25 protein-coding genes and 1 riboswitch are annotated in these 25,891 nt (G+C 52.0%); of the genes, 2 read left to right on the plus strand and 23 right to left on the minus strand.

All coding sequences use genetic code 11. The features are described 5' to 3' along the window. Window positions 1–125: 125 nt before the first annotated feature. The 20 genes from VA597_RS10705 to VA597_RS10800 all read right to left on the minus strand — a co-directional run bounded on the left by VA597_RS10705 (window position 126) and on the right by VA597_RS10800 (window position 21,785). Window positions 126–986 carry a 3-hydroxyacyl-CoA dehydrogenase family protein gene (locus VA597_RS10705; protein ID WP_128742793.1) on the minus strand — a complete coding sequence of 287 codons (861 nt, stop codon included), beginning with the start codon at window positions 984–986 and terminating at the stop codon, window positions 126–128. Window positions 987–1,005: 19 nt separating this feature from the next. After that, window positions 1,006–1,431: a 3-hydroxyacyl-ACP dehydratase FabZ gene (fabZ, locus tag VA597_RS10710; RefSeq protein ID WP_326974560.1), complete on the minus strand. Its 426-nt coding sequence runs from the start codon at window positions 1,429–1,431 to the stop codon at window positions 1,006–1,008. A gap of 108 nt (window positions 1,432–1,539) precedes the next feature. Next, complete coding sequence (nifJ, locus tag VA597_RS10715; RefSeq protein WP_128742795.1) at window positions 1,540–5,064, minus strand: pyruvate:ferredoxin (flavodoxin) oxidoreductase; 3,525 nt, start codon at window positions 5,062–5,064, stop codon at window positions 1,540–1,542. Between the two features lie 31 nt (window positions 5,065–5,095). After that, on the minus strand, window positions 5,096–6,202 hold the full coding sequence (acrA, locus tag VA597_RS10720; RefSeq protein WP_128742796.1) for an acryloyl-CoA reductase electron transfer subunit beta: 1,107 nt from the start codon (window positions 6,200–6,202) through the stop codon (window positions 5,096–5,098). 20 nt (window positions 6,203–6,222) lie between these two features. Continuing rightward, entirely contained in the window at window positions 6,223–7,023 is an 801-nt protein-coding gene (acrB, locus tag VA597_RS10725) for an acryloyl-CoA reductase electron transfer subunit gamma (RefSeq protein WP_326974563.1), read from the minus strand. A 124-nt stretch (window positions 7,024–7,147) separates the two neighbouring features. Further along, entirely contained in the window at window positions 7,148–7,474 is a 327-nt protein-coding gene (locus VA597_RS10730; RefSeq protein ID WP_128742798.1) for a hypothetical protein, read from the minus strand. Continuing rightward, entirely contained in the window at window positions 7,474–8,229 is a 756-nt protein-coding gene (locus tag VA597_RS10735) for an SDR family NAD(P)-dependent oxidoreductase (protein ID WP_128742799.1), read from the minus strand. The genes VA597_RS10730 and VA597_RS10735 overlap by 1 nt, the downstream gene beginning before the upstream one ends. Continuing rightward, the gene (locus VA597_RS10740) at window positions 8,222–9,679 is read right to left on the minus strand and encodes a 4-hydroxyphenylacetate 3-hydroxylase family protein (protein WP_128742800.1); all 1,458 of its coding nucleotides are present in this window, start codon (window positions 9,677–9,679) and stop codon (window positions 8,222–8,224) included. Before VA597_RS10740 ends, VA597_RS10735 begins: the two co-directional genes overlap by 8 nt. Before the next feature lie 45 nt (window positions 9,680–9,724). Beyond that, complete coding sequence (locus VA597_RS10745) at window positions 9,725–10,858, minus strand: acyl-CoA dehydrogenase (protein ID WP_128742801.1); 1,134 nt, start codon at window positions 10,856–10,858, stop codon at window positions 9,725–9,727. Window positions 10,859–10,901: 43 nt separating this feature from the next. Then, window positions 10,902–11,348 (minus strand): MaoC family dehydratase, encoded by a 447-nt coding sequence (locus VA597_RS10750; RefSeq protein ID WP_128742802.1) that lies wholly within the window; start codon window positions 11,346–11,348, stop codon window positions 10,902–10,904. A gap of 67 nt (window positions 11,349–11,415) precedes the next feature. Continuing rightward, window positions 11,416–12,543, minus strand: coding sequence for a CaiB/BaiF CoA transferase family protein (locus VA597_RS10755; RefSeq protein WP_128742803.1), 1,128 nt, complete (start codon window positions 12,541–12,543; stop codon window positions 11,416–11,418). After that, window positions 12,540–13,706 carry a CaiB/BaiF CoA transferase family protein gene (locus tag VA597_RS10760; RefSeq protein ID WP_128742804.1) on the minus strand — a complete coding sequence of 389 codons (1,167 nt, stop codon included), beginning with the start codon at window positions 13,704–13,706 and terminating at the stop codon, window positions 12,540–12,542. Before VA597_RS10760 ends, VA597_RS10755 begins: the two co-directional genes overlap by 4 nt. A 15-nt stretch (window positions 13,707–13,721) precedes the next feature. Further along, on the minus strand, window positions 13,722–14,906 hold the full coding sequence (locus VA597_RS10765; protein WP_128742805.1) for an ABC transporter substrate-binding protein: 1,185 nt from the start codon (window positions 14,904–14,906) through the stop codon (window positions 13,722–13,724). Window positions 14,907–14,939: 33 nt separating this feature from the next. Continuing rightward, window positions 14,940–16,226, minus strand: coding sequence for a TRAP transporter large permease (locus tag VA597_RS10770; RefSeq protein ID WP_128742806.1), 1,287 nt, complete (start codon window positions 16,224–16,226; stop codon window positions 14,940–14,942). Beyond that, window positions 16,223–16,723 (minus strand): TRAP transporter small permease, encoded by a 501-nt coding sequence (locus tag VA597_RS10775; protein WP_128742807.1) that lies wholly within the window; start codon window positions 16,721–16,723, stop codon window positions 16,223–16,225. The genes VA597_RS10770 and VA597_RS10775 overlap by 4 nt, the downstream gene beginning before the upstream one ends. 20 nt (window positions 16,724–16,743) lie before the next feature. Next, window positions 16,744–17,904 (minus strand): UxaA family hydrolase, encoded by a 1,161-nt coding sequence (locus VA597_RS10780; RefSeq protein ID WP_326974568.1) that lies wholly within the window; start codon window positions 17,902–17,904, stop codon window positions 16,744–16,746. A gap of 17 nt (window positions 17,905–17,921) precedes the next feature. Next, window positions 17,922–18,197, minus strand: coding sequence for a UxaA family hydrolase (locus VA597_RS10785; protein ID WP_164919032.1), 276 nt, complete (start codon window positions 18,195–18,197; stop codon window positions 17,922–17,924). Window positions 18,198–18,263: 66 nt separating this feature from the next. Next, the gene (locus tag VA597_RS10790) at window positions 18,264–19,496 is read right to left on the minus strand and encodes an enolase C-terminal domain-like protein (protein WP_128742815.1); all 1,233 of its coding nucleotides are present in this window, start codon (window positions 19,494–19,496) and stop codon (window positions 18,264–18,266) included. Between the two features lie 108 nt (window positions 19,497–19,604). After that, the gene (locus VA597_RS10795) at window positions 19,605–20,684 is read right to left on the minus strand and encodes a C4-dicarboxylate TRAP transporter substrate-binding protein (protein WP_128742816.1); all 1,080 of its coding nucleotides are present in this window, start codon (window positions 20,682–20,684) and stop codon (window positions 19,605–19,607) included. 204 nt (window positions 20,685–20,888) lie between these two features. After that, window positions 20,889–21,785 carry a dihydrodipicolinate synthase family protein gene (locus tag VA597_RS10800; RefSeq protein WP_164919033.1) on the minus strand — a complete coding sequence of 299 codons (897 nt, stop codon included), beginning with the start codon at window positions 21,783–21,785 and terminating at the stop codon, window positions 20,889–20,891. Window positions 21,786–22,078: 293 nt separating this feature from the next. On the opposite strand from VA597_RS10800, the gene VA597_RS10805 reads away from it, so the two are divergent. Next, the gene (locus VA597_RS10805; RefSeq protein ID WP_128742820.1) at window positions 22,079–22,366 is read left to right on the plus strand and encodes a hypothetical protein; all 288 of its coding nucleotides are present in this window, start codon (window positions 22,079–22,081) and stop codon (window positions 22,364–22,366) included. Here VA597_RS10805 and VA597_RS10810 read toward each other — a convergent pair. Genes VA597_RS10810 through cbiM form a run of 3 tightly spaced genes read right to left on the minus strand, consistent with a single transcriptional unit; the run spans window position 22,354 to window position 25,089 of the window. Further along, complete coding sequence (locus VA597_RS10810; protein WP_205703254.1) at window positions 22,354–23,121, minus strand: energy-coupling factor ABC transporter ATP-binding protein; 768 nt, start codon at window positions 23,119–23,121, stop codon at window positions 22,354–22,356. The genes VA597_RS10805 and VA597_RS10810 overlap by 13 nt on opposite strands. Beyond that, window positions 23,121–24,050, minus strand: a complete 930-nt coding sequence (cbiQ, locus tag VA597_RS10815) for a cobalt ECF transporter T component CbiQ (protein WP_128742822.1) — start codon at window positions 24,048–24,050, stop codon at window positions 23,121–23,123. The genes VA597_RS10810 and cbiQ overlap by 1 nt, the downstream gene beginning before the upstream one ends. Window position 24,051: 1 nt before the next feature. Then, window positions 24,052–25,089 carry a cobalt transporter CbiM gene (cbiM, locus tag VA597_RS10820; RefSeq protein ID WP_128742823.1) on the minus strand — a complete coding sequence of 346 codons (1,038 nt, stop codon included), beginning with the start codon at window positions 25,087–25,089 and terminating at the stop codon, window positions 24,052–24,054. 304 nt (window positions 25,090–25,393) lie between these two features. Beyond that, a riboswitch (Fluoride riboswitch) is annotated at window positions 25,394–25,453 on the plus strand. A gap of 49 nt (window positions 25,454–25,502) precedes the next feature. Between cbiM and crcB the strand changes: the two genes are divergently transcribed. Continuing rightward, window positions 25,503–25,880, plus strand: a complete 378-nt coding sequence (gene crcB / locus VA597_RS10825; protein ID WP_442861460.1) for a fluoride efflux transporter CrcB — start codon at window positions 25,503–25,505, stop codon at window positions 25,878–25,880. The last annotated feature ends 11 nt before the right edge of the window (window positions 25,881–25,891 follow it).

The following is a 25,891-nucleotide window of genomic DNA, read 5'->3' on the forward strand; positions in this document are numbered from 1 at the left end:
TTCTATATGGAAAATTAGAATTCAAACGCTATTAAAGTTATCGTAGGTTTTCATTTCTTCAATAAAGAAATAATATCATATTTTTACATTATTGTTAAGATATCTTTCTCAGAACTTTAATAATTTTACTTTCGGGAATCATACTCATAAAAGCCTTTGCCGGTCTTTCTACCAAGTTCATTCGCATAGACCATCCTCCGCAGAAGGGGGCACGGGCGGTATTTGTCTTCCCCAAGCTCTTTCTGCAATACTTCCATAATAGAGAGACACACGTCCAACCCGATAATATCTCCTAGAGCCAATGGACCGATCGGATAGGAAGCTGCAAGTTTCAGCATGGAATCGATATTCTCACGTGTGGCGACACCCTCCATCAAAAGGTAAGCCGCCTCGTTGATCTGGGGGATCACCAGCCTGTTGAAAACGAACCCGGGCGCCTCCTGGACCTCAATGGCCGTCTTATGGATGGAAGTTACGATATCCTGGACCGTCCGGACCGTTTCCGGTGCTGTCTTTCGCGCCACGGCAATCTCAATGACCGGCATCATGGCCGGCGGATAAAAAAAGTGCATGCCGCACACGCGCTCCGGCGCAGCAATGGACGACGCGATTGCGCTGATGCTGATACTGGATGTGTTGGTGGCAAAAACCGTGTCTTTGCGGCAGATCCCTTCCAGCTTCCGCATCATCTCCTGTTTGACCGAAAGAGTTTCGGCAACGCTTTCCACGATCAGATCAACATCTTTCAGATCTTCGAGGTTTGTCGTGATCCGGATTCTGTCCAGCGTCTCGTTCCTTTTTTCTTCCGTCAGTTTTCCTTTTTTAACGAGGGATGCAAGAATACTGACAATATAGTCGTATCCTTCCCGAACACCGGCTTCCCGCCTTGCGTAAAACACGACGGAAAAACCGTTCTGAGCAAAAGCCTGCGCGATTCCGCGCCCCATTGTTCCGGCGCCCACCACGCCGATGGTTTGAACTGCCATCCTCTCTTCTCCTCTTTCCTTAGCGCATGGCTAAAGTTACGGTGCATTTCGCCGCCAGTTTTTCATCCAGGTAGAGTTCCGCATTACAGGAAACAACCGCTTTTTCAGCGTTCTCCCTTGCGACATTCACCTTGGCCGTCACATGACTGCCGGGGACGATTTTCTGATAAAATCTCGCCCCATCAACACCGGCAAGCAAAGGAGTCTTTCCCTTATATCTCTCCGCGGTCATCAGCATAATATCGGCTGCCTGAGCCATGCATTCCACGGACAGAACGCCCGGAAAGACCGGATTCCCCGGGAAATGGCCTTGAAAAATTTCCCATGCCGGGTCTATATACAGGGTTGCTTCAATGCTTTCCATCGGGGCGAGGGTCAATACTTCATTAATCATCAGCATGGGACTGCGATGAGGCAGCACGCTCATAACAGATTCCTGATTCATTACCGGATCTTTTTCCAGCATTTTTCCATCTTCTTTCCCTGAAACGGTTCGGGAAAACCGGCCCTCCAGTCTCGGCAGGGAGCCGGGTTCCCCTCATCGCCATTTCAATTATTTTTCTTCCGACAGCTTCACATAGGTTTCATAACGTTCTCTCGCGTCCGCCGCCGCTTTTTTGTAAAGTTCCCTTGCTCTTTCCGGGAAAGAATACTCAAGTGCCGCGAACCGTCTCTCTGAACGGAGGAATTCCAGGAAATCACCCGTAGGTGCTTTGGAGTCCATCGTAAACGGATTTTTTCCTTCTTCCTTCAACAGCGGATTGTAACGGTAAAGCTGCCAATATCCCGCTTCCACGGCGCGCTTCATTTCAATCTGGCTGTTAGACATCCCCTTGGGGATTCCATGAATGATGCAGGGGCAGTAACAAATCACCAGAGACGGGCCGGGATACGCCTCCGCTTCCCGAATCGCTTTCAAGGTCTGGGCCGGATCATAGCCCATCGCGACCTGCGCGACGTAGACATAGCCGTAGCTCATGGCGATTCTGCCCAGGTCCTTCTTTTTGACGCGTTTGCCGGAGGCCGCGAACTTCGCGATTGCCGCCGTGCTGGTGGACTTGGAAGACTGTCCGCCCGTATTGGAGTACACTTCCGTATCCATGACCAGCAGATTGATGTCGCGTCCGGAGGCCAGAACATGATCGACTCCTCCGAAACCGATGTCATACGCCCAGCCGTCGCCGCCGAAAGCCCAAACGCTTTTTTTCGTTAAAAATTCCCTATTGTTGAAAATATACTCCAGCGCCTGCTTCTGCGCGCCGTCCTGCGGCCGGCATTTTTCCAATGCCGCAGTCATCACATTGGAAACTTCTCTGGTCTTTGCGGAATCTTCTTTGTTTTCCAGATAATCTCCGCATTCCTTCACGGCAATACCGGCATCCATCAGCTCCGCCGCCTTCAGCGCCAGCTCCTGATGAACAGCTTCGTGTCCGTTCAGATAGCCGAACGCGAATTCCGCGTTATCCTCAAACAGGGACTGTTCCCATGCGGGGCCGCGGCCCTTTTGATCCGTGCAGTACGGCGTTGCCGGAAGGGCGCCGCCGTATGCCGAGGAGCAGCCGGAAGCGTTGGCCACATACATATGGTCGCCGAACAGTTGCGTAACAAGCTTGATGTATGGGGTTTCCGCACAGCCGGAGCAGGCGGCGGAAAACTCGAAGTACGGTTTGGCAAACTGGCTGGATTTTACGGTTCTGTCGTTGAACGCATCTTTTTTCAAAGACACCTTTTCGATGCCGAATTCCCAGTTTTCATGTTCCGGCAATTGGGATTCCGTCAGCTTCATCTCCAAAGCGCCCTTGGCGGGGCAGTTGTTCACACAGCTCGCGCAGCCCATGCAGTCGTAAGGAGAAACCTGCATACGGTACTGATATTGTTCGAGCCCCGCGCCCTTGGCCTGAACCGTGACAAAACCTTTGGGAGCGTTCTCCAGTTCTTCCGCCGTTGCAAGAACAGGCCGGATTGCCGCATGAGGACAAATGAAGGAGCAGCGGTTGCACTGAATGCAGGCCTCCGGATGCCATTCCACAACTTCCACGGCCGCGGCGCGCTTTTCCCATTGCGTCGTCCCATTGGGCCAGGTGCCATCGAAGCAGCCGAATTTTTTAAACGTGGAAAGCGGAAGCGAATCGCCTTCCTGACGGTTCATGGGAACCACGATTTCCCTGATAAAGTCCGGCATTGCGGGCTCCGCTTTCTTTTCTTCCTCCGCATGGAGCCATGCTTCCGGAATCGCAATCTGCTTGATGCGGACAATGCCCGCGTCCACCGCCGCACAGTTCATATCCACGACCTTCTGCCCGGCTTTCGCGTAATAGGTATTATGAATTCCCTTCTTCATATCCCTGACCGCGACATCAATGGGAATGATGTCGGCCAGTTTGAAAAAGGCTGCCTGCAGGACCGTATTGGTCCGGTTGGCCAATCCGATTTCCCTTGCGATTCCGGTCGCGTCAATGGTATAAAACCGGGCGTTTTTTTGGGCGAGTTCCCTCTTCATTTTCGCGGGAATGTGACTCTCCAACTGCTGTTCCTCCCACGGACAGTTCAAAAGGAAAACGCCGTTCGGCTTCAGGTCCTTGACGATTTCATATTTATTCAGATAGGAGGGATCATGCACCGCAACAAAATCCGCATGCCCGACAAGATATGGAGCGCGGATCGGCGTATCGCCGAAGCGCAGATGGGACTGCGTCAGGCCGCCGGACTTTTTGGCGTCATAGGCGAAATACGCCTGACTGTAAAGATCGGTGTTCATGCCGATGATTTTAATGGAGTTCTTGTTCGCTCCCACCGTGCCGTCGCCGCCGATTCCCCACAGCTTGCAGCTGGTCACGCCCTGCTGGTTCAGGTTGATTTCCTCGTAAGGAAGGGAGGTGAACGTAATATCGTCCTCAATGCCGATGGTGAAATTGTTTTTCGGTTCGTCCTTCGTCAGGTTATCGTACACCGCCACAATCTGGCCGGGAGTGGTGTCTTTCGAGGCGAGGCCGTAGCGGCCGCCCACGATTTCGATCCGGCGGTCCGAGTCCGCAAGCACGCCTTTCACGTCGAGGTACAGCGGCTCACCGTTCGCACCCGGTTCCTTTGTGCGGTCCAGAACGGCAATTTTGCGCACCGTAGCAGGCAGCGCTTTCAGAAAATGCTTTGCGGAGAACGGGCGGTACAGATGGACCGCGATCATGCCGGTTTTTCTGCCTTGCGCGTTCAGATAGTCCACCGTGTCCTTGATGGTATCCGTCACGGAACACATCGCGATGACGACTTCCGTCGCCTCCGGGTCGCCGTAATAGTCGAACAGGCCATAGCTGCGTCCGGTCAGGCGATTGATTTCATCCATGTAGCCCTGAACAGTGTCGGGGATCGCGTCATAATGCTCGTTGCAGCCTTCTCTGCACTGGAAAAAGATATCCTGGTTGGCGGAGGTCCCCCTGGTGGACGGATGCTCCGGATTCAGGGAGTTTTTGCGGAAAGCCTGCAGTTGATCGTAATCAACCAGAGGCCGCAGGTCCTCATAATCGAGAGCGTCGATTTTCTGCATTTCATGAGAAGTACGGAATCCGTCGAAGAAATGCAGAAAAGGATGCCGGGCCTTGATGGCGGACAGGTGAGCGACAGCGCCCATGTCCATCGCTTCCTGTGGGTTCGCGGAGGCAAGCATGGCAAACCCGATCATGCGGCAGGCCATTACGTCCGAATGATCGCCGAAGATGGAAAGCGCGTGCATGGAGATTGTTCTTGCGGAAACATGAAAGACGCCGGGAAGAAACTCGCCCGCTATTTTGAACATGGGAGGAATCATCAGCAGCAGACCCTGCGCCGCGGTATAAGTGGTCGTCAGGGCGCCGGACTGGAGAGAGCCGTGCGCCGTACCGGCTGCCCCCGCCTCGGACTGCATCTGGATGACGTTTACCGTGTTGCCAAACAGATTCTTTTTGCCGTTGGCTGCCCATTCATCAACAATTTCAGCCATTTGGGAGGAAGGAGTGATGGGATAAATACTGGCTACTTCCGTAAAAGCATACGAGACATACGCAGCCGCTGTATTTCCGTCCATCACGACAGTTTTTTTACTCATATTTTCACCTCAAATAAATTTCTTTCTCAGTTCACTTGGCGGCTTTAGCGGCGCGGACTGCTTCAATCAGCATCGGCGCGACCTGGAACAGGTCGCCGGAAATCCCGTAATCCGCCACTTCAAAGATAGGCGCGGAGGCATTTTGGTTGACGGCAATGATGCACTCGGAATCCTGCATGCCTGCTTTGTGCTGGATTGCGCCGGAGATGCCCAGCGCAACATAAACCTTCGGATGCACCGTTTTTCCCGTCTGCCCCACCTGATGGTCCTGGGACAGCCATCCGGAATCGACGGCCGCGCGGGACCCTCCTACTACTCCGCCCAGTTCGGCGGCAAGCTCCTCCGCCAGCTTGATTCCGCACGGAACATCTTTTGCGATGCCGCGACCCACGGAAACGACGTAATCCGCGCCGATCAGGTCCACCAGCTTTTTGGCGGCCTTTACAACCTCCAGGACCTCGGTATGAAGATCCTCCCTCTCGAGCTTTACCGCCGGTTTTACAATTTCACAGTGGTCCGCCCCGTTTTGATCGAATGGAGCTTTTTTCATGACTCCGGGACGGACCGTCGCCATGGCGGGACGGAAGCGCGGGCAGATAATGGTTGCCATCAGATGTCCGCCGAAGGCGGGGCGGGTCATCTTCAGGTTCCGGTCTTCGGCGTCCAGCTTCATGCCGTCCACATCCAGCGTGGAAGCAGACCGCAGAAAATCCAGATATTGAGAAACATCGACGTCCAAATGAGTACAGTCGGCGCACAAGCCGGTGTGAAGACGGGCGGAACAGCGCGGTGCCAGGTCGCGCCCGATGGTTGTGGCTCCAAAGAGCATGACCTCCGGCTTAAATTCCATTATCATATCGCAGATCACTTTGGAGTAACCGTCGGTGGTGTATTCTTTCAGGCAGGAAGATTCGCAGACGAACACCCGGTCGGCCCCATAGCCGCCCAGCTCACCGGCAATTCCCTCCACTTGATCCCCAAGCAGCAGTCCGCACAGTTGGACGCCCAATTCATCCGCCAGTTTACGGCCTTCGGAAATCAGCTCAAAATCAGTGGACATCAGCTTCCCCCGGCGCTGTTCGCAGAATACCCATACATCTTTGAAAGCGGCAAGATCGCTGCTTTGAAACGTAGACATGGTTGCTTTTCTCCCTTCCATCAGATGAAATGCCTGCTTGCAAGGATTCCGGCCAGTTTTTCGCAGCTCTTCCTGTCGGCGCCCTCCAACATGACGCCCGCGCTTTTTCGGGGCGGCGTAAAGGATTTAAAGATATTGGTGGGAGAGCCTTTGAGTCCGATGGTAGTCGGATCGATCAGGGGATCATCCTTCAGCGTTTCGTAATCATAAACCGACATCGGTTTACCGTACGCTTCAAAGATGCCGCGCGCGCTCAAATAGCGCGGTTCGTTCAGCTCTTTGATGCAGGTCAGGAGGCAGGGGGTCTGAACCCGGACCGTCATGTAACCGTCCTCCAGCATTCGCCGGCAGGTGACAGTACTGTCTGATTTATGAATTTCAGAGACATAGGTCACCTGAGGCAGATTCAGCTTTTCGGCAACCTGGGGTCCCACCTGCGCGGTATCACCGTCAATCGCCTGCCGGCCGCACAGGACGATATCATCCTTTTCCACCCCGAGGTGCTTTACCGCCGCAGCGAGAATCTGAGCCGTTGCGAAGGTGTCGGACCCCCCGAACTCACGGGATGAAACCAGTACTCCGTCGTCGGCGCCCATGGCCATAAGCTCCCGGAGCATTTCAGCCGCGGGCGGCGGCCCCATCGTGACGGCCGTTACCCGGCAGCCGGTTTCGTCCTTCAGCTTCAGGGCGGCCTCCATCGCGGTTTTGTCGTCCGGATTGATAATAGACTGCATGGAAGCGCGGTTCAGGGTTCCGTCCGGATTGACGGCCACTGCTCCGGAGGTATCCGGGACCTGCTTCACGCATACAATAATTTTCATCGTAGTATCCTTTCTGTCTTCTGCGGATCGGATCATCCTGTCCTGTTTTCGGAACACACGCCGGTTACAAAATAGCCGGCAGATCCCGCCTGTCTTTCTGCCCTTTGCTACGGTCAGGGTTTTTTCACGGCAGACGGCCTTCTTTTTCCTGATTGCCGAAAATCTGATCTTTCAGCAGTTTCTCCGCCTTTGTCAGCAGTTCAGACTCCCCCACACAGGGGCTCCCGTTCAGATAGTATCCTCGGATATGGACGGCCCTCGGGTCCATCGACTCATCCACGCATCCGGTCTCACACCCGTTGACGATCAGGGACGCCTGAGCGGGGGCCTGCCGATAAGGAATGACCTTCACCTGCAAATCCCGGGCAATTTTCCTGACCAGTTCTGAGGATTCAATGACCGGATTGCAGTTGCCGCACATTTTTACTTCCAACAGGAGGAACTGTTCCATTATTGCGCGGTCCAGCCCCCGTCCACCGAGTAAACAGAGCCTGTCACATAAGAAGCTTCGTCGGAAGCCAGGTAGAGCACCGTGCCCGCGACTTCCTTCGCTTCAGCGTATCGTCTCAGCGGAGTTTTGGCAAAAATCTTCTCCCGAATGACGTCCGTGTTCAGCATCTTGCCATTGAGAGCCGTAATCACGTAGCCGGGCGCAACGGCGTTTACCTGGATGTTGTACCTGGCCCATTCCAGCGCGAGACCCTTCGTCATTTGAAGGACTCCGCCTTTACTTGACAGATAGGGCAAAATCCCCTTGTCGCCCACCAGTCCGAACATTGATGCAACATTGATCACTTTGCCGGCCTTTCGCTCGATCATGGTTTTGCCGACCGCCTGACTCAGGAAGAATACGCCCTTTAAATTCGTATTCAGGACCTTATCCCAATCCTCTTCCGTCAGTTCGACCGCAGGCTTTGTTACGGCCACACCGGCATTGTTGACCAAAACGTCGATTCTTCCAAATTCTCTCACGGTGTCGGAAACCAGCGTTTCAATCGAAGAAAGCTTTGTGACGTCGCAGCTGTGAGCATAAGTCCGCACCCCGAACCTTTGGGATAAATCCGCGGAAACAGCTTCGCATTCCGCCTGATTTCTGCTGACAATCACAACATCCGCGCCGTTCTGCGCAAAGGCTTCCGCAATTCCAGCGCCGATCCCCTTGGTGGCGCCGGTCACCAATACGATTTTTCCTTTCGATTCAAACATCTTTTTTCTCCTTCTGTTCTTCCTCAATGCCGGCCAGACGCTGCGCCAGTTTTTTCTTCCGCTCCAAATTCGCCTGGCGGGTCAGCATCACGCGCTGTGCCTGCGGAGAGCCCGCTCCGTGCATGCTCTCGACCAAAGCCGTACCCCCGGTCATGTTTTCCAGCAAGCGAAGCATCCTGTAGCGGTCTTCCACGGAAACATCCTTCGCGGTCTTTAAGTACTTCTTTACGTAGGGTCCGAGTTTCGGATCGTTGAAATCAACCTCGCTGGGCATGGTCGCCAGAATTCCTCCCGCAATGTCGTGGGACAGCCGCGCAATCTCATAAATAAAGCGCGTCACGTTCTGCTTGCTCGTATTTGCCAGCAGCGGATTGACATAGTAGGAGCCGCAGGGCAGTTTGCTGCCGTCCGCCGAACAGGCCAGCGAGCAGGCGTAGAGAGTTTCCGTCAAGTGGATCATTTCCACTTCCTTGTCCCGGATGTGCGCGGCTTTGGCCGTTCCGCTGTAATCGGCCAGACTGGCCGCGGCGCCCACCATGATATCCGCCAGCCCGCCTTTGCAGCCGCCGTAATTCTGGCGATGGTAGGAAGCAAACCTCTCCACAAGGCTGCCTGAGAATTCCGTTTCACCGCACATGAACACGCGCTTCCACGGGACAAACACATCTTCCAGCACCGTCAGGCATTCTCCTCCGACCACACCGTAGTTGACATTTCCCTGGTCCATCACGTCAAATTTTCTGCCGTCGTTGGTCTGCCGCCCGAAAATGTGGAAAACGCCTTTCGCACCCACGGGAACCGCACAGGCGACCGCGTAGTCTTTTTCCTCCGGTTTTAATGAAACCGTGGGCATAATCAGCATTTCAAAGGAATTCACCATTCCGGTCATGTGCATTTTCGCCCCGCGGATGACGATTCCTTTGTCGTTCTTTTCCACAACATGGACATACATATCGGGATCATCCTGCTGGCTGGGCGAACGGCTGCGGTCCCCTTTCGGGTCCGTCATCGCACCGGCAATCATCAGGTCCTCTTTTTGAATGTACTTCAGAAACTCCCTGAAACGGGCATGGTAATCGGTCCCGCATTTCTGGTCAATATCGTATGTAACGGAATACGTCGCGTTCAAAGCGTCCATCCCGACGCAGCGCTGATAGCAGGAACCCGTCCGCTGCGAGATTGCACGCAGCATCTTGACTTTTTTAATCAGATCGTCCGTGCTCTGATGGATATGTGTAAACCGGTTGATTTTTTCGCCGGTCAAATGAGAGGTGGCGGTCAGCAGATCTTCATACTCCATTTCATGGGCCATGTCGTAAGTGGTCGCGGCAGCATTGATATGCGGCTGAACCAAAGGATGCCCTACCACGCAGTCGATTTTTTCTCCCTTAAAGTAGACGGTCGGATGGAGTTTTTTCAGAGCCTCCATATATTCGGCGCCTGTTTTCATAGTGCTTTATTCCTTTCTCTTCATTAGCCTTACCGGACGGTTTTTTTATAAAATATTATTCGAAATCACAATCCGCTGGATTTCGGAAGTTCCTTCGTAAATTTCAGTGATTTTCGCATCCCGCATCATGCGTTCAACGGGATAGTCCCTGGTGTAGCCGTAGCCGCCCAGCATCTGGACCGCCTGAGTCGTGACCTTCATCGCCGTTTCGGAGGCCGACAGTTTTGCCATCGCCGCCTCTTTGACATAGGGCAGGCCCTCCATTTTGTTCGCCGCGGCGTGATACATGAGAAGCCTTGCCGACGAGATGGCGACTTCCATATCGGCCAGCTTGAACTGCGTGTTCTGGAAATTGGAAATCGGCTTGCCGAACTGCGTCCTGACCTTCGTGTAGGCAACAGCTTCCGCCATCGCGGCCTCCGCGATGCCCAACGCCTGGGCGGCAATGCCGATTCGGCCCCCGTTCAGAGCCGTCATGGCAATTTTAAAGCCCTTTCCCAAAGATCCCAGCAGATTTTCCTTTGGAATCACACAGTCTGTAAAAACAATTTCCGCAGTGGGAGAGCCGTGCAGTCCCATCTTTTCTTCATGCTTCCCCACGGAGAAGCCCGGAAAATCTTTTTCGACGAGAAAAGCGGAAATTCCCTTTGTTCCCTTCGAAGGGTCCGTCATGGCGAATACCACAAAAAGATCCGCAACATAGCCGTTGGTAATAAAGACCTTGGAACCGTTCATCACCCAGTGGTCTCCATCCGGGAAACAGGTCGTGGTCCCTTTGGAGGCGTCCGATCCGGCGTTCGGCTCCGTCAGCGCAAACGCACCCAGATGTCCGGACGCCAGCATGGGAAGATATTTGGCTTTCTGCTCCCCGGTGCCAAACTGAATAATCGGTCCGCAGCACAACCCATTATGCGTTGCCATAATGTCGGCGGTGCTTGCACAGGCTTTTGCAACCTCTTCAATCGCCAGCGCGGAAGACAGATCGTCCGCCCCGGCTCCCCCGTACTCCTTCGGGATATTCAGACCCAAATAGCCGTAATGGAACAGCTTTTGAATCGTTTCAGCCGGGTATTCACAGGTTCGGTCCGTTTCGGCGGCGATGGGCTTGATTTCGTTTTCTGAAAATTCCCGAATCGCCTTCCGGAGCAGCGACTGCTCTTTGGTCAAGGTAAAATTCATTTGTAAACCTCCACAGCTTCGATGAGAGGGACCGGGCGCGGCATCACTGGTTTTTCATCTGGCAAAGCAGCAGATGATCCGCGACCAGGCACAGCTCTTTTTTCTGGTTGTAAACCTGAACATTCTCCACGACAAATCCCTTGTCCTGATGCTTGGGACTGGGGTATTTATTCTTTATCACCACTTTTGTTGTAAGGGTGTCGTTAATAAATACCGGACGGATAAAGCGCAGCTTATCATACCCATAAGAAAAAGCGACAGGATTGATGACGGAAGCGGTCAGGCCCACACCGATGCTGAACACAAGGGTTCCGTGCGCGATCCGCTGCCCGAATTCCGTTGTCTTGCACCATTCCGCGTCCATATGGTGCGGAAAAAAGTCTCCCGTCTGGCCCGCGTGAAGGACAATATCCGCCTCCGTGACCGTCCTGCCGGTTGTTTCTCTTTCCGCGCCAATCTTATAATCCTCATAATAGATTTCTTTTGTCATAAAAATCAGCCTCGATTCTTGATTATCTTTATCACCATATTTTTATTGACATCAGATCCAAAACGGATCAGGGTAAATCCGGATCATGTTCATCCAGCCTTGGCGAACCCTTGGAGCATTTGTATTTCTCTCCGTCGATTCGGATCGGGCAGCGCAGCGTTTCGATTTTCGTCCCGTTTGACCGGACTACCTCCTGTGTCATATCCAAAGTCTGAAACTCTTCCGTCTTCATCAAACGGTCCCAGTCCATCACATCGGAACACCAGATATCGGCCGGTTCCAGTACAGCCAACCACTCCTCCGTATTTCCGCTCAGAAGATGTTCGGCCAAAATCATCTTTATCTCGTCCCGTTTGCTGCTCCATTCCCTTTTATCCGTATACCCTTTGAGTTCATCGCACTTTAAAAGCTCTGCCAGGGTGGGAATGGAACCCATCGCCAAAGCCAGGTATCCGTTTTTGGTTCGATAGATTCCATAGGGAGCCGCAATAAACGGACTGGCGTTGTTGATCCCGCTCCGCACCGGCAGCTCATGCCCATCGTTCAGGAAGGTGGTCAGTCCTTCAAATTGAAGATCCAGCGCGGATTCCAGCAGACTGACCTCCACGTAAGCGCCGCGTCCCGTCACTCCCCTGCGGACCAGGCCGGCCATCACCCCCTGAATCAGATGTTCGCCCGCCAGGATATCCGCAACGCTGAGTCCCACCGGCAAAGGCGGCTGGTCCGCGTTCCCGTTCTGATACGCGATCCCGGACACCGCCTGAACCAGCAGATCCTGCCCCGGCCTTCCGACCCAGGGTCCTTTTTTCCCATATCCGGTCACTTCCCCGTATACCAAAGCGGGATTGATCTTTTTTACCGATTCATAATCGACTCCCAGGCGTTCCGCCACTCCGGGGCGAAAATTGATCAGCATGACATCGGCCCGGCTCAAGAGCTCATCCAGCCTGCCCCGGTCCGAGGGATCTTTCAGGTCGATCACCAGACTCTCTTTATTCCTGTTCTCCGTGTGAAACAAAGAATTCTCGCCGTCAAGATACAAATTGGAGAGCGCCATTTTGCGGCTGAGGTCGCCCCCGTTCGGATTTTCGATCTTGACCACCCTCGCGCCGAGATCCGCCAAACGGAGGCCTGCGTAAGGTCCCGCCAAAAGCTGGCTGAAATCCAGAACCAGCATTCCTTCCAGTGGTTTCAAATCCGCCTCTCCTCCTCACCTTTCAAGTGAAAATCCGAGATGATCTTCTCATTGTCCTCGCCCAGTTTCGGGGCCCATTTTTCTGACTTCAGCATCTTCCCGTCAACGCGGATCGGGCACCGGGTCGTCAGGAGTCCGGGCTGGCCGGGGCGGTGCACGTCCTGCACAAAATCAAGGACGCGGAATGCTTCATGACTCGTCATCTGTTCCCAGTTCATGACCTCCGAAGCCCAGTATCCGGCCTTCTCCAGGAGTGACATCCAATGTCCGGTCTCCTCCTGTTTCAGGTGTTCCTGAAGGACTTTTTTAATCTCATCGCGCTTTGTGAACCAGACCTCTGGATCCGTATATTCCGTCAGACGCCTGCAGCCCAGGATCTCCCCCAGGCGGACCACGGACCCCATGGTAAGCGCGAGATATCCGTTCTTTGTCTCATAGATTCCATACGGGGCGCCGAGCGCAGCGTGTGCATTGTTAAAACCGGATCGTTCCGGCATCCGGCGGCCGTTGTTCAAATAAACGGTCACGGCTTCGACCTCAAATGAAAGGATCGATTCCAGCAGGGAAATCTCAACATTTCCGCCCTCCCCCGTTTTTGCGCGGCGGATCAGGCAGGCCAGAATTCCCTGAACCAGATGGGCACCGGACACGGTGTCTACGATCGACACCGCGAACGGCATGGGCGGCTGGTCCGCATTCCCATTCAGATAAGCCAGTCCCGAAAGAGACTGAATGAGCAGATCCTGCCCCGGTTTCTTTTTCCACGGTCCTTCTGTTCCGTATCCCGTGACCGAAGCGTAGACGATCCGCCGATTGATTTTCCTGGCGTTTTCGTAATCCAGGCCGAATTTCTCCATCACGCCGGGACGGAAGTTTTCGATTAAAACATCCGCCTTGGCGATAAGTTTTTTTACCATTTCCCGGTCGCCGGCATCCTTCAGGTTGGCAGCAAAACTTTCTTTATTTCTGTTGATCGTGTAAAAGTTGACGCTGTCTCCATCCGCATACAGATTATTCAAAGAAAGCTGCCGGGCATTGTCCCCCGTTTTGGGGTTCTCCACTTTGATGACGCGGGCGCCAAGATCCGCCAGCCGCAGAGCCGCGCTGGGCCCTGCGAGGTATTGGCTGAAATCCAGCACAACCGTCCCCTCTAATGGTTTCATTCCATCCTCCTTGATTCATTGATGCACGCGGTCGGCATAATACAGTTGATTAAAATGTTCTGCGATTATTCGCGGAGATTTCTTTTCTTTGATTTGACGATGCAGATCGGCGGATTCCTCTTCCTGGAAGTCGTTCCATCGCGCTATTTTCGGCCTTACAAACGATGTTTCAAGCGTTTTGAAGGTATTTTTGAAGAAGCCGCGCGTCATTTGATTGTTTTTTTCATCCAGCCAGGCTGATTTTGCCGCCGGCTGCCCGTCCGCTTCGGTATAAATTCCCTTCTGTACCTCGGCAGAAGCGAGGTACTTGGCAAAAGCGACAGCGCTTTCCGTTTTTTCCGGTGCAATCTGTCCGGAAACAGAGATCCCTACCCCGCCCATCTGCGTGGAAACCTCCGCGTTTTCCCAAAGCAGGGGGGCGTCCCAAAACTCAAGCGGATGCCGCCGGAACCCGTCCCGGGAATAATTCGTATATCCGTAGAGATAGGGAGTGTAAACGATTTTCCCCTCTGACGACATGGCATCCAAAAGCTGAATCGGATTCATCTCAAAAGAATCGGGATGGGAAACGGATGCGAGAAGGTAAAGCAGCTCCGCGGCCTTCTCGCCAGCAGCCGGGTTAATTCCTTTCCGGAGATCAAAATAATTTTCTCCGCGCTGCTGGGCGACAAAGCTCAGGTAGATACTGAAGATATCCGTCGCGGACATTGCCGTGCCGATCCAGAAATCACCCAGCCAATTTTTCAGGTCGAGAACGTCCTGAAACGTGCGCGGCAGCGGCAGACCCTTTTTCCTGAAAAACTCCATATTTGCCGCCGCCACCTGTGTGGCCGCGTCCACCGGAAGCGCCTGGTAAAATCCGTCCACACAGTAACAGCTCAGGCTCTGTCCGATCCTCTCGCGCTCCAGCGTTTCCAGAAAAGCCGGTTCCAGATACTCGTTCAGCACCAGAAGAATTTTCTCCTGCAGTGCCTCGGCCATAAAGGGGTGGTCAACCATGATCAGATCGTACTTCTCCGCCAGCCTGCTCACGGGAAAATCACCGAAGTCCTTCAGACTGCGCCTGGTCCAGGTAATTGCAACCCCGGAATGCGCGCTGCAAAACCGTTCCGTCACCGGGATCAGTGGATTGTAGCCTCTCTCATGGTCCCAAGTGATTCCTCTGAGTTCCATTGTTTTTTTCACCTTGCTCTTTTCCATTTTGGTTTATCCCCCTGTCGGGGGGGGATTTCATCAGTAGATCAGGTCGACCAGTCCTGTCGTCAGAATCGGGATGAAGGTCATGAGCAGCAGTTCTCCCAGCAAAGTGACATAGAACGGGATACTCTCCTTGATAAACGTCTTCAGCGGACATTTTGTTTCGTTGCACACCACAAACATCAGCGTTCCCATCGGGGGAGTCAGGGACCCGATCGCCATATTGAAGATAAAGACCATGGCAAACTGGATCGCGTTGATCCCATAGCTCAGGGCAATCGGATACAGCAGAGGGACCAGAATAATCATGGCCGCGTTGCCTTCGATGAACATTCCGACAAACAGCAGGAAAAGGTTGCACAGAATCAGGAATACATATTTGCTGCTGGTCGCCTGAAGCATCATGTTCGTCAGGGACTGCGGAATCTGCTCCTTGGTCAGGATCCAGGACAGGGCGGACGCCGCACCGATAATCAGCATGATGCTGGTCGTGGAAATGACCGTTTCCTTCACTCCGTCTTTAATGGTTTTCCAATCCAGCTCTTTATAAATCAGACCCAGAATGACGGAATAGATCACCGCGACAGAACCCGCTTCCGTGGCGGTAAAAACTCCGAGCCGGATCCCGCCGATGATAATGACCGGCAGGCATAGCGGAAGGACCGCCTCTTTCAGGACAGGAAGCACTTCCTTGCTCTTTAAACGCTGCTGACGGCTCGGCATATAGCCTCTTCGCCTGGAAATGACCGATACCGTTACCATCTCGCCCAGGCAAAGCATCAGGCCCACGCCAATACCGGAAACAAACAGCTTTCCGATGGAGAGGTCGGCGAGGGATCCGAACAGAATCATCGCGATTCCCGGGGGAATCAGCGGTGTGATCATCGCGGAAGCGGCGGTAACCACGGAGGAAAACTCTTTCGACATTCCCTTCTCTTCCATGGCAGGCACCAAAATCTTGGCTTCCATCGCGGCGTCGGCAAGGCTGGAGCCGGACAGTCCGCCCATCAAAGTGGAGAGCAGGACATTTACCTGCGCAAGACCGCCGTACAGGCGTCCCGTTAGGACGTCACAAAGAGCCATGATGCGCCGCGTCACTCCGGAATAATTCATAAACACGCCCGCGCAGACGAAAAACGGAACCGCCAGAAGCGAAGAGCTTTGCACGCTTGAAACTACGCGCTGCGCCAATATCATCGAGTTGACGCCCGGATTGAGAAAAAAGTAAACCGCGCTTCCCGCGATCACGGAAAGATAGACGGGAACTTTTAAGAACAGCAGCACCAGCATGAGAATCAGTGCGATCGTGATTTGTACGCTCATAGCTTTTCCTCATCCTCTCTCTTGCGTTTTGCAAGACGCCCGCTGATTTCCGTAAAAAGAAGGCTGACAATCATCAGGAAACACCCCAGCGGAACGGCAACATACGCAAAACTGTAAGGAATGCGCAGCAGAGTTGTGAGTTTGCCGGTCGACATCAGCTGCAAATAATAAATGCCGCTTTGGAGAAACAGGTAAATAAGGATCAGAAGTTCAAGAAAAACATCAATGAATTCGACCGCCCGTTTGGCTTTTTTCGGCAGGGAATCCACCACGATTTCAATGGCAATGTGTCCGCCGGTGCGAAACGCGGCACCTGCCGCCAGAAAAATTACCCAGACAAACATGATCATCTGCATCTCTTCCATCCAAGTGATGGGGTCACGGAATACGTATCGCCTGATCACGCCTGCAAACGTCAGAATAATCAGCGCTACGGCCGTAATTCCAGACACCGTGATGTCCAAGTTCCCCAGAATCTTCAACACACGTTTTTTCATTTCGTTAAGCCACCCTCATTTCATACATAATTGCAAACCCTTGCAATCGCCATTTCCTCCAGTCCCAGAATCTCCGACTTCGTCCGCTTGCCGTCCGCCGTTTCCACAACCGTCCGAAGCAGCCGTTCGGCGAATTCGCCCATGCGCTCCGGCTGAGTGAGAAGCACGCTTACATCGCAGTCGATGTTATCCTCCATGTAGTGGTATGTATCCTGATTCGCCGTGATCTTAATCACAGGGACAATAGGATTTCCGGTGGGTGTTCCCCGCCCTGTGGAAAACACCACAAGCTGTGCGCCGCCGGCCGCCATCCCGGCGACGGACGAAGGATCGTTCCCCGGCGTGTCCATAATGACCAGGCCCTTCCGGCTCATCGGTTTTGCATAGTCGTAGACTTCTTCAATCGGCCGGTGGCCGCCTTTATGAATGCAGCCCAGGGATTTTTCCTCCAGCGTGGTCAGCCCGCCCGCCATGTTTCCGGGAGAAGGATTTCCTTCGCGCACATCCTCACCGACCAGCTTCAAAGCGTTTTCATACCGATGCACAATGTCATAAATGCGATCCTTCACCACCGGGGTCCGGGCACGGCGTGCAAGAATGTGTTCCGCGCCGATAAACTCCGTCGTTTCGGAAAGAACCGCCGTCGCTCCCAAATCGACCAGCCGGTCACACATTTCTCCAATCAGCGGATTGGACACCAGACCACTGGTCTGGTCGGATCCTCCGCATTCCGTCGCAACAACCAGTTCCGAAACCGGGATGGGGATTCTCTGCTGCATGGAGGCTTCCGCCACCATTGCTCTGGCGGCTCTGGAGGCCTTTTCCACCGTAGTGATGGTTCCGTGATTTTCCTGTATCACAAAACGCTCCAACGGTTTGTTCGTTCTTTTCCGGATTTCCTCCGTAACCAGGTCCATCTGGCATGTTTCACATCCCAGCGAAATGACGACGGTACCGTAAACATTCGGGTTGGCGGCCATCCCGGCCATCACGTCCATCGTCAGCTGCATATCGCTCGGTACCTGCGAACAGCCGTTTTGATTGTGAAACGTTACGGTCCCCTCAACCTGCTGAGCAACGATTCCGGCTGTGTCTGAAGCGCAAATGCTGGCAGGAAGAATCAGGACTTTGTTTCGGACTCCTGCTTTGCCATCCGGTCTCCGATATCCCAGAAATTCCAATTTTCCTTACCTCCTTCTTACAGCGCTTCCCGCCGACTCTGCACATTTTGAAGATGAACGTGTACTCCCGCTTCGATCTCCTCTGCCGCAACGCCGATGTGTTCGCCGTACTTTACGATCGCGTCGCCTTTTCCGATTTTGCAGACCGATATTTTATGATAACGTGGAACGTCGCTTTTTGCTTTTATGCTTAACTGAATCGCCCCGTTCCTGCAAAACACCTCCTGCCCCTCTTTTACGCTGTCCAATACAACCGCCACATTATCCTTTGGGTCAATTAAAACTGCGACCAATGCAGCCACCTCAAATTCAAAATCCGTATTTCGGAATTAAATTCCGCTGATAATAAAAAATACTTCTCACACAAAATCACAAGAATTGCCCGGTTCCTGGGGTACCATGTATCTTCCGTTCACAACCTGCGCCGGATATTTAAAATATTCACGCAGATGGGGAATGTATTCCAGGAAGAGACTTGGATGGCCTACGCTGATGTGGTTAAAGAGCACCATATGCTGATGAATCTGCCCCATATCGCCCACGTGGGGAATCACCGGAACATGATACTTTCTGGATAACAGGCTGATCAGGATAAATTCGGAGATCCCGCCGACTCTCACCGCGTCCACCTGATTAAAGCTCATCGCATTCGCCTGCAAAAAGTTCTTGAACATCACTTTATTGGGGACATGCTCGCCCAGTGCGATGCGGGTTGGATAAATCGCTCTGGCTAAAGTCTGGTGGCCGAGAACATCATCCGGGTCCGTCGGCTCTTCGACCCAGTAGGGATCGATTTCTTTCAGCCTTCCAATGATCCGGACGGCCTCCGTCAGCGTCCATTGCTGATTCGCATCCAGCATGATCGTGGCCTTCGTTCCCGCAACCCTGCGGATCAGCGCCGCGCGCCGGATGTCCCTTTCCGGGTCTTTGGAACCAACCTTGAGCTTCATGGCGGTGAAGCCTTTTTCAATCGCTTTTTTTGTGTTTTCAACCACGATCTCATCCGAATAGTTAAACCATCCCACCGAGGTATCGTAGCCGGAATACCCTGTCGAAAGAACTTTTTTGCGCTCTTCTTTTCCCTCTTCCGCCGTTTTCAGGATCTGCAGCGCGTCCCCGGCCGTCATCGCGTCTTCCATATAGCGAAAATCCAGAAGCCGGATCACTTCTTCGGGGGTCAGGTCCGTCAGCAGTTTCCAAAGCGGGACACCCTGGGATTTTGCCCAGAGATCAAAGCAGGCATTGGTGATGCTTGCCAAGGCAAGATGAACCACGCCCTTATGGGGTCCCAGCCAGCGATAACAGGGTGAGTCGGCAAGTTCGGCAAACACCTTGCCAAATTCGCTCATCAGTTCATGAATCTCTTTCCCTGCCAGAGATTCCGAGAGATATTGGATCGCCCTGCAGACCAGGTCGTTTCCGTTCCCTAAAGTAAAGGCAATTCCGATCCCTTCCATATTTTTTTCAGTTTTCAGTTTGCATACGGCGTAAGCGTATTGCGGGACGGTATGTACTGCGTCCGACCCGGCGCCGTCTTCCAGCAGAAAGCGCTTATCTTCGACTTCTATGCCCGTTATGACAACATTGCTCATAAATTTCCAACTTTCCTTTTCGATAGGAGGGCTGGAGCAGGACTGGAGTGACAGCGCGGCCTGCTCCACCCTGTGGATATCAAGAAATACTAGAAGAGATAAGCCGAATTATTTAACCAAACCCTGGATGTAACCATAGAGATCGTTGCGCCAGTCTTTCGTAATGGTGGAATCCTTGTACAGCGCTGCGGAAGCTTCCTCAAACTTGGCCCGCTCCGCGTCGCTGAGATCAATGATCGTGACGCCTTTATCCTTCATTTTGTTCATGTAATCCTCTGTGCCGTTGGTCTGCAGGTCATTATTTTTCAGGCCAGCCTGATCGCCCGTCTCAGCCAGAATCTGCTGCTGTTCTTTTGTAAGGCCGTCAAACCATTTTTCGCTGCAGATCCACTGCGCAAACATTTCAACGTGCTTCGTCATGGTGATGTATTTTGCCACTTCATAATAGGCGCCGCCGTACAGGGTGGTAAAAGTATTTTCAAGCCCGTCGATCGTTCCCTGCTGAAGTGCAGTGTAAACGTCTCCGATTGCCATCGCCGTAGGCGCGGCACCCATCAACTGGAACGCTTTCATGTAGGAAGGAGTATTCGGCGTGCGAAGGATCAGGCCTTTCATGTCGCCAATGGTTTTCACCGGCTTCGTCGTCATGATGTTTCTCTCGCCAAAAATCCAGTTGGTGGTGACAATATGAACGCCCTTTTGTGCAAGCAGATCCGCCTGCTGGCTCCACCAGTCCGTCTTAATCAGTTTCCAGCACTGGTCAAAATTCTGGAAAACATAGGGAGCGGAAACAATGGCCAACTCCGGAGCGCCGTATTCCGCCAGAAAGGACCCGTCGCAAATGGTAATGATCGGTTCCCCCATGACGATCTGATCAATCAGGTCTGTTTTGGACCCCAACTGGCTGGAGGGGAACAGTTTAATTTCCATGGTCCCGTTGCTTTTTTCCGCAATCAGCTTCTGCCATTCTTTCGCTGCGGCATCCACCGGCTCACCGGGGTTGTTTTCATAGGCCACCTGAATCACCACTTTGTCTTTGCTGCCGGCAGAATTCGCGGCGGCGTTCGATGCGCCGCTGCTCGACGCACCGGAGGTGCCGGATGGCGAACCGCAGGCCCCCAGCGTCAGAGTCATCGCAGCTGCCAGTACAATCGCAAGTGCTCTTTTCATTTTCCTCTTACTTTTCATTACAAACTCTCCTTTGTACTTATTTCCTCAGAGCGGAAATTAATTCCAGAATAGTTGAAAGTAATTGCCTATTTTGCTGAAACTGATCTCTCCCATTTTAAGGTCACACTCAGGTGATTCAATCCGGGTTTCGCTCTCGCCGCCGGATTCCACGTCGATAGCTTATCAAGTTAATTTTCCGGGTCATGGATTTTACGCTTTTGGTCAGAAGCCATTGCATCCCGGTCTCAGAAGCTCCAATATTTTCGCATCATCTTCCGCCGTAGCATCCGGCATGGGAAAGGTGCTGGTGCTGCTGGTTGCCACGCCCTGCAGCTTCAGTGCCTCTTTCAAAACGGGAAGGAACGGACTGCGTATGGTGTAAAGGCGCATCAAACGGTTAATGATTTTCTGTCCTTTCGCGATTCCCTCAATATCGTTTTTCCTGATCGCTTTGACCCAATCCGCACATACCGCCGGCACAACGTTCGAAAGGGAACCAATGCAGCCATTGCCGCCGGATAAAACATTGTGCGCAAAATTGTCATCATAACCGGAATAAATTTCAAATGAAGGAATTTTGCCCTTGACAAGCTCGATCAGCATTCGGGTGTGGTCCATTCCGGCAATCGTATCCTTTATCCCGATAATATTACCGTGGGCTTCGGCAAGTTCCAGAACGGTTTCCGCCGGAATCGTGCATCCTGTATTCTGTGGGAAATTGTACAGATACATTGGACCGTCGATCATGGATGCCAGTCGGTCATAGTACTGGAACAACGCTTCACTGCCAAACTGAAAATAGTATGGGGGTAAAATCATGACAGCATCAGCGCCGTTTTTCAGACAGAAGTTTGAAAATGACACCGTCTCGTCCGCCACCATGCTGGTTGTTCCAATCACTAATTTTACGCGGCTGCAAATCGCATCAATTGCAAACTTCGCCATCGTTTTTCTTTGTTCCATATTCATTGCGAAGAATTCACTGCTGCTTCCTTCCACCAAAATGCCGTCAATACCGTTTTCAATCAAATTGTCATACAGTTTCTTCTGGCTTACAAGATCCAATCTGCCATCTTCATGAAACAATGTAATGGCAGGCGTGAAGTAAACTGCATCCATACCCATTCCTCCTATTTTCTCAAGAACAATTATGCATCGAGGCTTCTTTTGGCCCTATGTCTTTCACACCCCCTGTTTTTACCACTCATTTTTCCGCTGTGCGGAAACGTTTTTCTATTTTTCAGGCGCATTTTTATCATATACTCCTGAGAAAAACTTGTCAAGCACTGTTTCGTAATTTTCACCGAAAAAGTTGTAAAATCAAAACAAATGTTGGGCTATCTTAAAACGATTTGCTCTTATTCAATCATCACTCCGTCAATCTCCATAGATTTGTTTCTGAAAGTCCTCCGATGATGGCGGATATGTCTTATGGAAACAAAATCAATCAGAAAAAGCAACTCGCTGAATTTTTCCATAAAAATATCCAGGAACCTGCATGGTTCCTGGATATTCTGTTCGCCGGATACGGTCCCGGCTTGACCGCCCGTGATTTGGTTTTGTTCCTCCAACTTCGATTGACCGTCTTGGTCCTCGGCCGTTCCATACAGTTTTCGGAACGAAACGGCAAAGCTTCCTTCGGGAAAGGGAATGGCCCTCCACTATTTTGTATCCGCAAACCGCCGTTTCAGATTCCGTAATATTCATCAACAAGATTGACGGATTTCAGCAGATCAATGTTTCCAATCAGATCGTCAATCCGGGAATCGGCCGCAATTTTATGTTCTTCTGAAAACAGGATTCCGCGATCCGATATTTTTGAAACAAGTTCCAAATTGTGCGTTGAGGTGATGATCGTTTTTCCAGCTTCTCCCAAAGAATTCAAAAGACGGATCAGCCAGACCTGGGTTCTGGGATCCAGACCGTTTGTCGGCTCGTCCAAAATCAGGACTTCGGGATTCATCACAAGCACGGAAGCCAAAGCGACCTTCTTCTTCTCCCCCCCGCTGAGTTTATAGGGAGTCTTTCCCAACAGATTTTCTATGCCGAGCAGCGCGGAAATGTCACTGATTCTGCTTCTGACTGTTTCCGGATCAAGCTTTTGCTGCAGCAGGCCGAACGCTATTTCATCCTCCACCGTGCTGCAAAAAAGCTGTACGTCCGGATTCTGAAAGATAAAACCTACCTGACGGTGATACTTTCCGGAAAAATGATCGTCATTCCAATCTCTCTCCGATACCACATTGTGAAAGGCGCGAAAGATCCCTTTCTGAGGAGAAAGCAAGCCCGACAGCAATTTCAGCAGTGTTGATTTGCCGCATCCGTTCGCGCCGAGAATACATACGCGCTCCCCTTTGCAGATCGTGAACCGGACGTCGTCCAGGACCGGCTGGCAGCCAGGATAGGAAAAAGAGACTCCCTCCAGCTCAAAGATTGGATTTTCTCCGTCTTTCATCACTTGACATGTTCCCCCACAATTAACAGAAATAATATCGCAGCATTGATGACAAGGAAGACACCGTCTCTCCATTCCATCTTAAGATCAAGAAGCCCAGTCGACTCTCCCGTATAGCCGCGGCAGCACATGGCCTCATAGATTTCTTCGCTCATGCCGTGTCCTTTCAAAAACAAATACGCGGCGCTGTGCGCCATAAACCGACGGTTATCCGAAGATTTCAGCTTACCCAGAGTGCGAAGGGATCTGGCTTCCATCATTTCCTGAGCAATTTCGGCCAATAAGAAGAGATAGCGATAAGTCATGTTCAAGATCGAAGTAACAATGGATGGGATATGCATGGCTTCCAACCCGGCGGTGATTTTCGACCATCTGGTTGTCAGAAAGAGCAGGAAAGCGAAGGATAGAGAAATTCCCGTCCGAAACATGAGCCGGAAGGCCGTTTTCAACCCTCCTGAGCTGAAATAGATGCCGTCCCTGATTCCAAAGCAACCGGGTCCGGTCACATAAAAAAGGGGACGGCCTTTTATCAGCAAACTGCTGACTCCCGGCAGCGAGACAAGAAAGACCGCCAGAGGAACAACCAGCCAGATCCGTCTGAAAAAAGTCTTTGCCGGTATTCCCGACAGTCCCGCGTACACAAGCGGAATCACGGAAAGAATTGTCAAAACAGCCATATTGCCCGTCATGCTGCCAAAGGCAATGAAGACAAGAAAAACGCACAGCTTGACTCTGGGATCAACGATCTGAAGAAAATTGTCCTTCGCCGCATATTTTTCACAGTACAGTTCATTCTCAACGACGCCGGATATATTTTTCAACGTTCTACGCAGAAAATGCGTTTTGGAACCGGGATGGTCCCCGAAGGAGCCATCCTCGTTCTTCAAAAGCCATTCCGGAATCCTGTTTCCGCATCCGCTTTGCTGCATTCTATTTTTGCCCGGTGCCTTTCTTGTTTTTTGTAATCAGTCTGGACATCAGGAAAATCAGGAAGGAAATCAGAAGGATGCCGACCAACGCCGAAAGTATGTAACCGGCGATAGAACCAACCTGACCGTCCCCAAGCACAGGCAGCGAATAATCGGGCATGATCGCGTTCCACCTGTCCGACATGGAAGCCAGCCCCTGCGGAATGTAACCGAGGGCGTCTTTGATTTCATCCGTCCCCCATTCGCCCCAGGCGGTCCCCGTGGCGATCAGGCCCAGCGGTGTAAGAACCACCATGACTATGATCGGGATGAGAAGATTGCGGTATTTTTGAAAAAAGGAAACTTTTCCAAGTCCTGTCGGCGACCCATTGCCGGAAAAGATCTGTGGAGTCACCTTGGCGATATAGGCGACCGCCGCTGCCGTAAGAATTCCCTCGATCGGTCCGGCTATCAGTAAATGGGCGGTCATCATCGAAGGAATCGAGACAGAGAGCGGATAAGGGCAATACAGCGGATGGCCGGCTCCACCCTGGAACAGAAGCGGCTGTATTCCAAACTCCAGAGAAGCACAGAAGGCCGCCAGATTCAGTCCCAGATAACTTCCAAAAAAGGAAGCGGCCAGATTCCGTGAACTGCCGATTTTTGAGCTGCCTGCAAACAATTTATAAAGATAATACCCCGTAAAAGGCATAATGACCGCCATATTCAGGCAATTGACGCCGTAAGCGAGGATTCCCCCGTCCCCAAAGACAAGCGCCTGAATCAATAAAGCCGTGGAAACGCACACTGTTGCCGCCCAGGGTCCCAACAGAATGGCAATCAGCACCGCCCCGACGGCATGCGCGGAGCTCCCCCCCACCACCGGAGCATTAAACATCATCGTCAGAAAAGAAAACGCGGAGCAAAGCGCAAGCGTTGGAATATTTTTTTTCTGAAGCTTTGCTTTTACTTTCTTAAAAGCAGCCGCCCAGGTGGGAAGCATGACAACAAATCCGGGGACCGTAGTCTGCGGGCCCAAATAGCCGTCTGGAACATGCATAATGATAGTCTCCTTCAAAAAATTAAGCCCATGCAAGGCTTTCAGGCCCTTCATGGGTTCAATCAACAATTCAATTATTTTTCCAGCCAGACTGATTCGGGTCTTCATGACCTTATTTGTGTTTATTTTAACCCGGTCCGCCGATTTTGTCAATCATAAACATGGGAAGATGGCTGCATGAGAGCAGGAATAAAAGTGATTTTGTAATAAGCAGATGAAATCAGCAGAAAAAAGGAACGATATTTCTTGCCTTTTCTCTATTTACAAAACGGGTGAAATCGTATAGTCTAAAGGAAAAGGAATTTGGCGAATTGGTGATGAGGCTCACCCTAATGCAGTTTCTGCTGATGGCTTCTACTTTAAGAGATTAAGGTGGAAGCCTTCTATTTTTCTCATAAAGGTGGTATAATACTGTGAAATTGAGCAGAATTATCATTGTCGGACTGGGCGGTTTTCTCGGTGCCGCACTCCGTTACATCATTTCTAACGCAACGGCAAAATATTTCGGTGATTTTCCTGTCGGAACTTTAATCGTCAACATCCTCGGCGGATTTTTGATGGGATTTCTCATGGAGGCAAGTACCAGCCTATGGACTGTTTCACCGAATACCAGGATCTTTTTAACGACCGGAATTCTGGGAGGACTCACAACGTTTTCCACCTTCAGTTATGAAACCATCTCTTTTTTAACGGATGGGGACTATCTGGCCGGTGGAGTGAACGCAGGCCTGAACCTGTTTTCCGCTTTGTTTGCCTGCTGGCTTGGAAAGATCGCCGCGCAATTGATATAAGGAGGTTTTTA

This window comes from Caproicibacter sp. BJN0012 (assembly GCF_035986805.1).
Lineage (GTDB): Bacteria > Bacillota > Clostridia > Oscillospirales > Acutalibacteraceae > Caproicibacter.

Bases quoted from the DNA above. Each gene is read 5' to 3' on its own strand.
- VA597_RS10705 (WP_128742793.1), bottom strand. From the start codon at position 986: ATGGCAGTTCAAACCATCGGCGTGGTGGGCGCCGGAACAATGGGGCGC.
- fabZ (WP_326974560.1), bottom strand. From the start codon at position 1,431: ATGAATCAGGAATCTGTTATGAGCGTGCTGCCTCATCGCAGTCCCATG.
- nifJ (WP_128742795.1), bottom strand. From the start codon at position 5,064: ATGAGTAAAAAAACTGTCGTGATGGACGGAAATACAGCGGCTGCGTAT.
- acrA (WP_128742796.1), bottom strand. From the start codon at position 6,202: ATGTCTACGTTTCAAAGCAGCGATCTTGCCGCTTTCAAAGATGTATGG.
- acrB (WP_326974563.1), bottom strand. From the start codon at position 7,023: ATGAAAATTATTGTATGCGTGAAGCAGGTCCCGGATACCTCCGGAGCA.
- VA597_RS10730 (WP_128742798.1), bottom strand. From the start codon at position 7,474: ATGGAACAGTTCCTCCTGTTGGAAGTAAAAATGTGCGGCAACTGCAAT.
- VA597_RS10735 (WP_128742799.1), bottom strand. From the start codon at position 8,229: ATGTTTGAATCGAAAGGAAAAATCGTATTGGTGACCGGCGCCACCAAG.
- VA597_RS10740 (WP_128742800.1), bottom strand. From the start codon at position 9,679: ATGAAAACAGGCGCCGAATATATGGAGGCTCTGAAAAAACTCCATCCG.
- VA597_RS10745 (WP_128742801.1), bottom strand. From the start codon at position 10,858: ATGAATTTTACCTTGACCAAAGAGCAGTCGCTGCTCCGGAAGGCGATT.
- VA597_RS10750 (WP_128742802.1), bottom strand. From the start codon at position 11,348: ATGACAAAAGAAATCTATTATGAGGATTATAAGATTGGCGCGGAAAGA.
- VA597_RS10760 (WP_128742804.1), bottom strand. From the start codon at position 13,706: ATGAAACCATTAGAGGGGACGGTTGTGCTGGATTTCAGCCAATACCTC.
- VA597_RS10765 (WP_128742805.1), bottom strand. From the start codon at position 14,906: ATGGAAAAGAGCAAGGTGAAAAAAACAATGGAACTCAGAGGAATCACT.
- VA597_RS10770 (WP_128742806.1), bottom strand. From the start codon at position 16,226: ATGAGCGTACAAATCACGATCGCACTGATTCTCATGCTGGTGCTGCTG.
- VA597_RS10775 (WP_128742807.1), bottom strand. From the start codon at position 16,723: ATGAAAAAACGTGTGTTGAAGATTCTGGGGAACTTGGACATCACGGTG.
- VA597_RS10790 (WP_128742815.1), bottom strand. From the start codon at position 19,496: ATGAGCAATGTTGTCATAACGGGCATAGAAGTCGAAGATAAGCGCTTT.
- VA597_RS10795 (WP_128742816.1), bottom strand. From the start codon at position 20,684: ATGAAAAGTAAGAGGAAAATGAAAAGAGCACTTGCGATTGTACTGGCA.
- VA597_RS10800 (WP_164919033.1), bottom strand. From the start codon at position 21,785: ATGGATGCAGTTTACTTCACGCCTGCCATTACATTGTTTCATGAAGAT.
- VA597_RS10805 (WP_128742820.1), top strand. From the start codon at position 22,079: ATGATGGCGGATATGTCTTATGGAAACAAAATCAATCAGAAAAAGCAA.
- VA597_RS10810 (WP_205703254.1), bottom strand. From the start codon at position 23,121: ATGAAAGACGGAGAAAATCCAATCTTTGAGCTGGAGGGAGTCTCTTTT.
- cbiQ (WP_128742822.1), bottom strand. From the start codon at position 24,050: ATGCAGCAAAGCGGATGCGGAAACAGGATTCCGGAATGGCTTTTGAAG.
- cbiM (WP_128742823.1), bottom strand. From the start codon at position 25,089: ATGCATGTTCCAGACGGCTATTTGGGCCCGCAGACTACGGTCCCCGGA.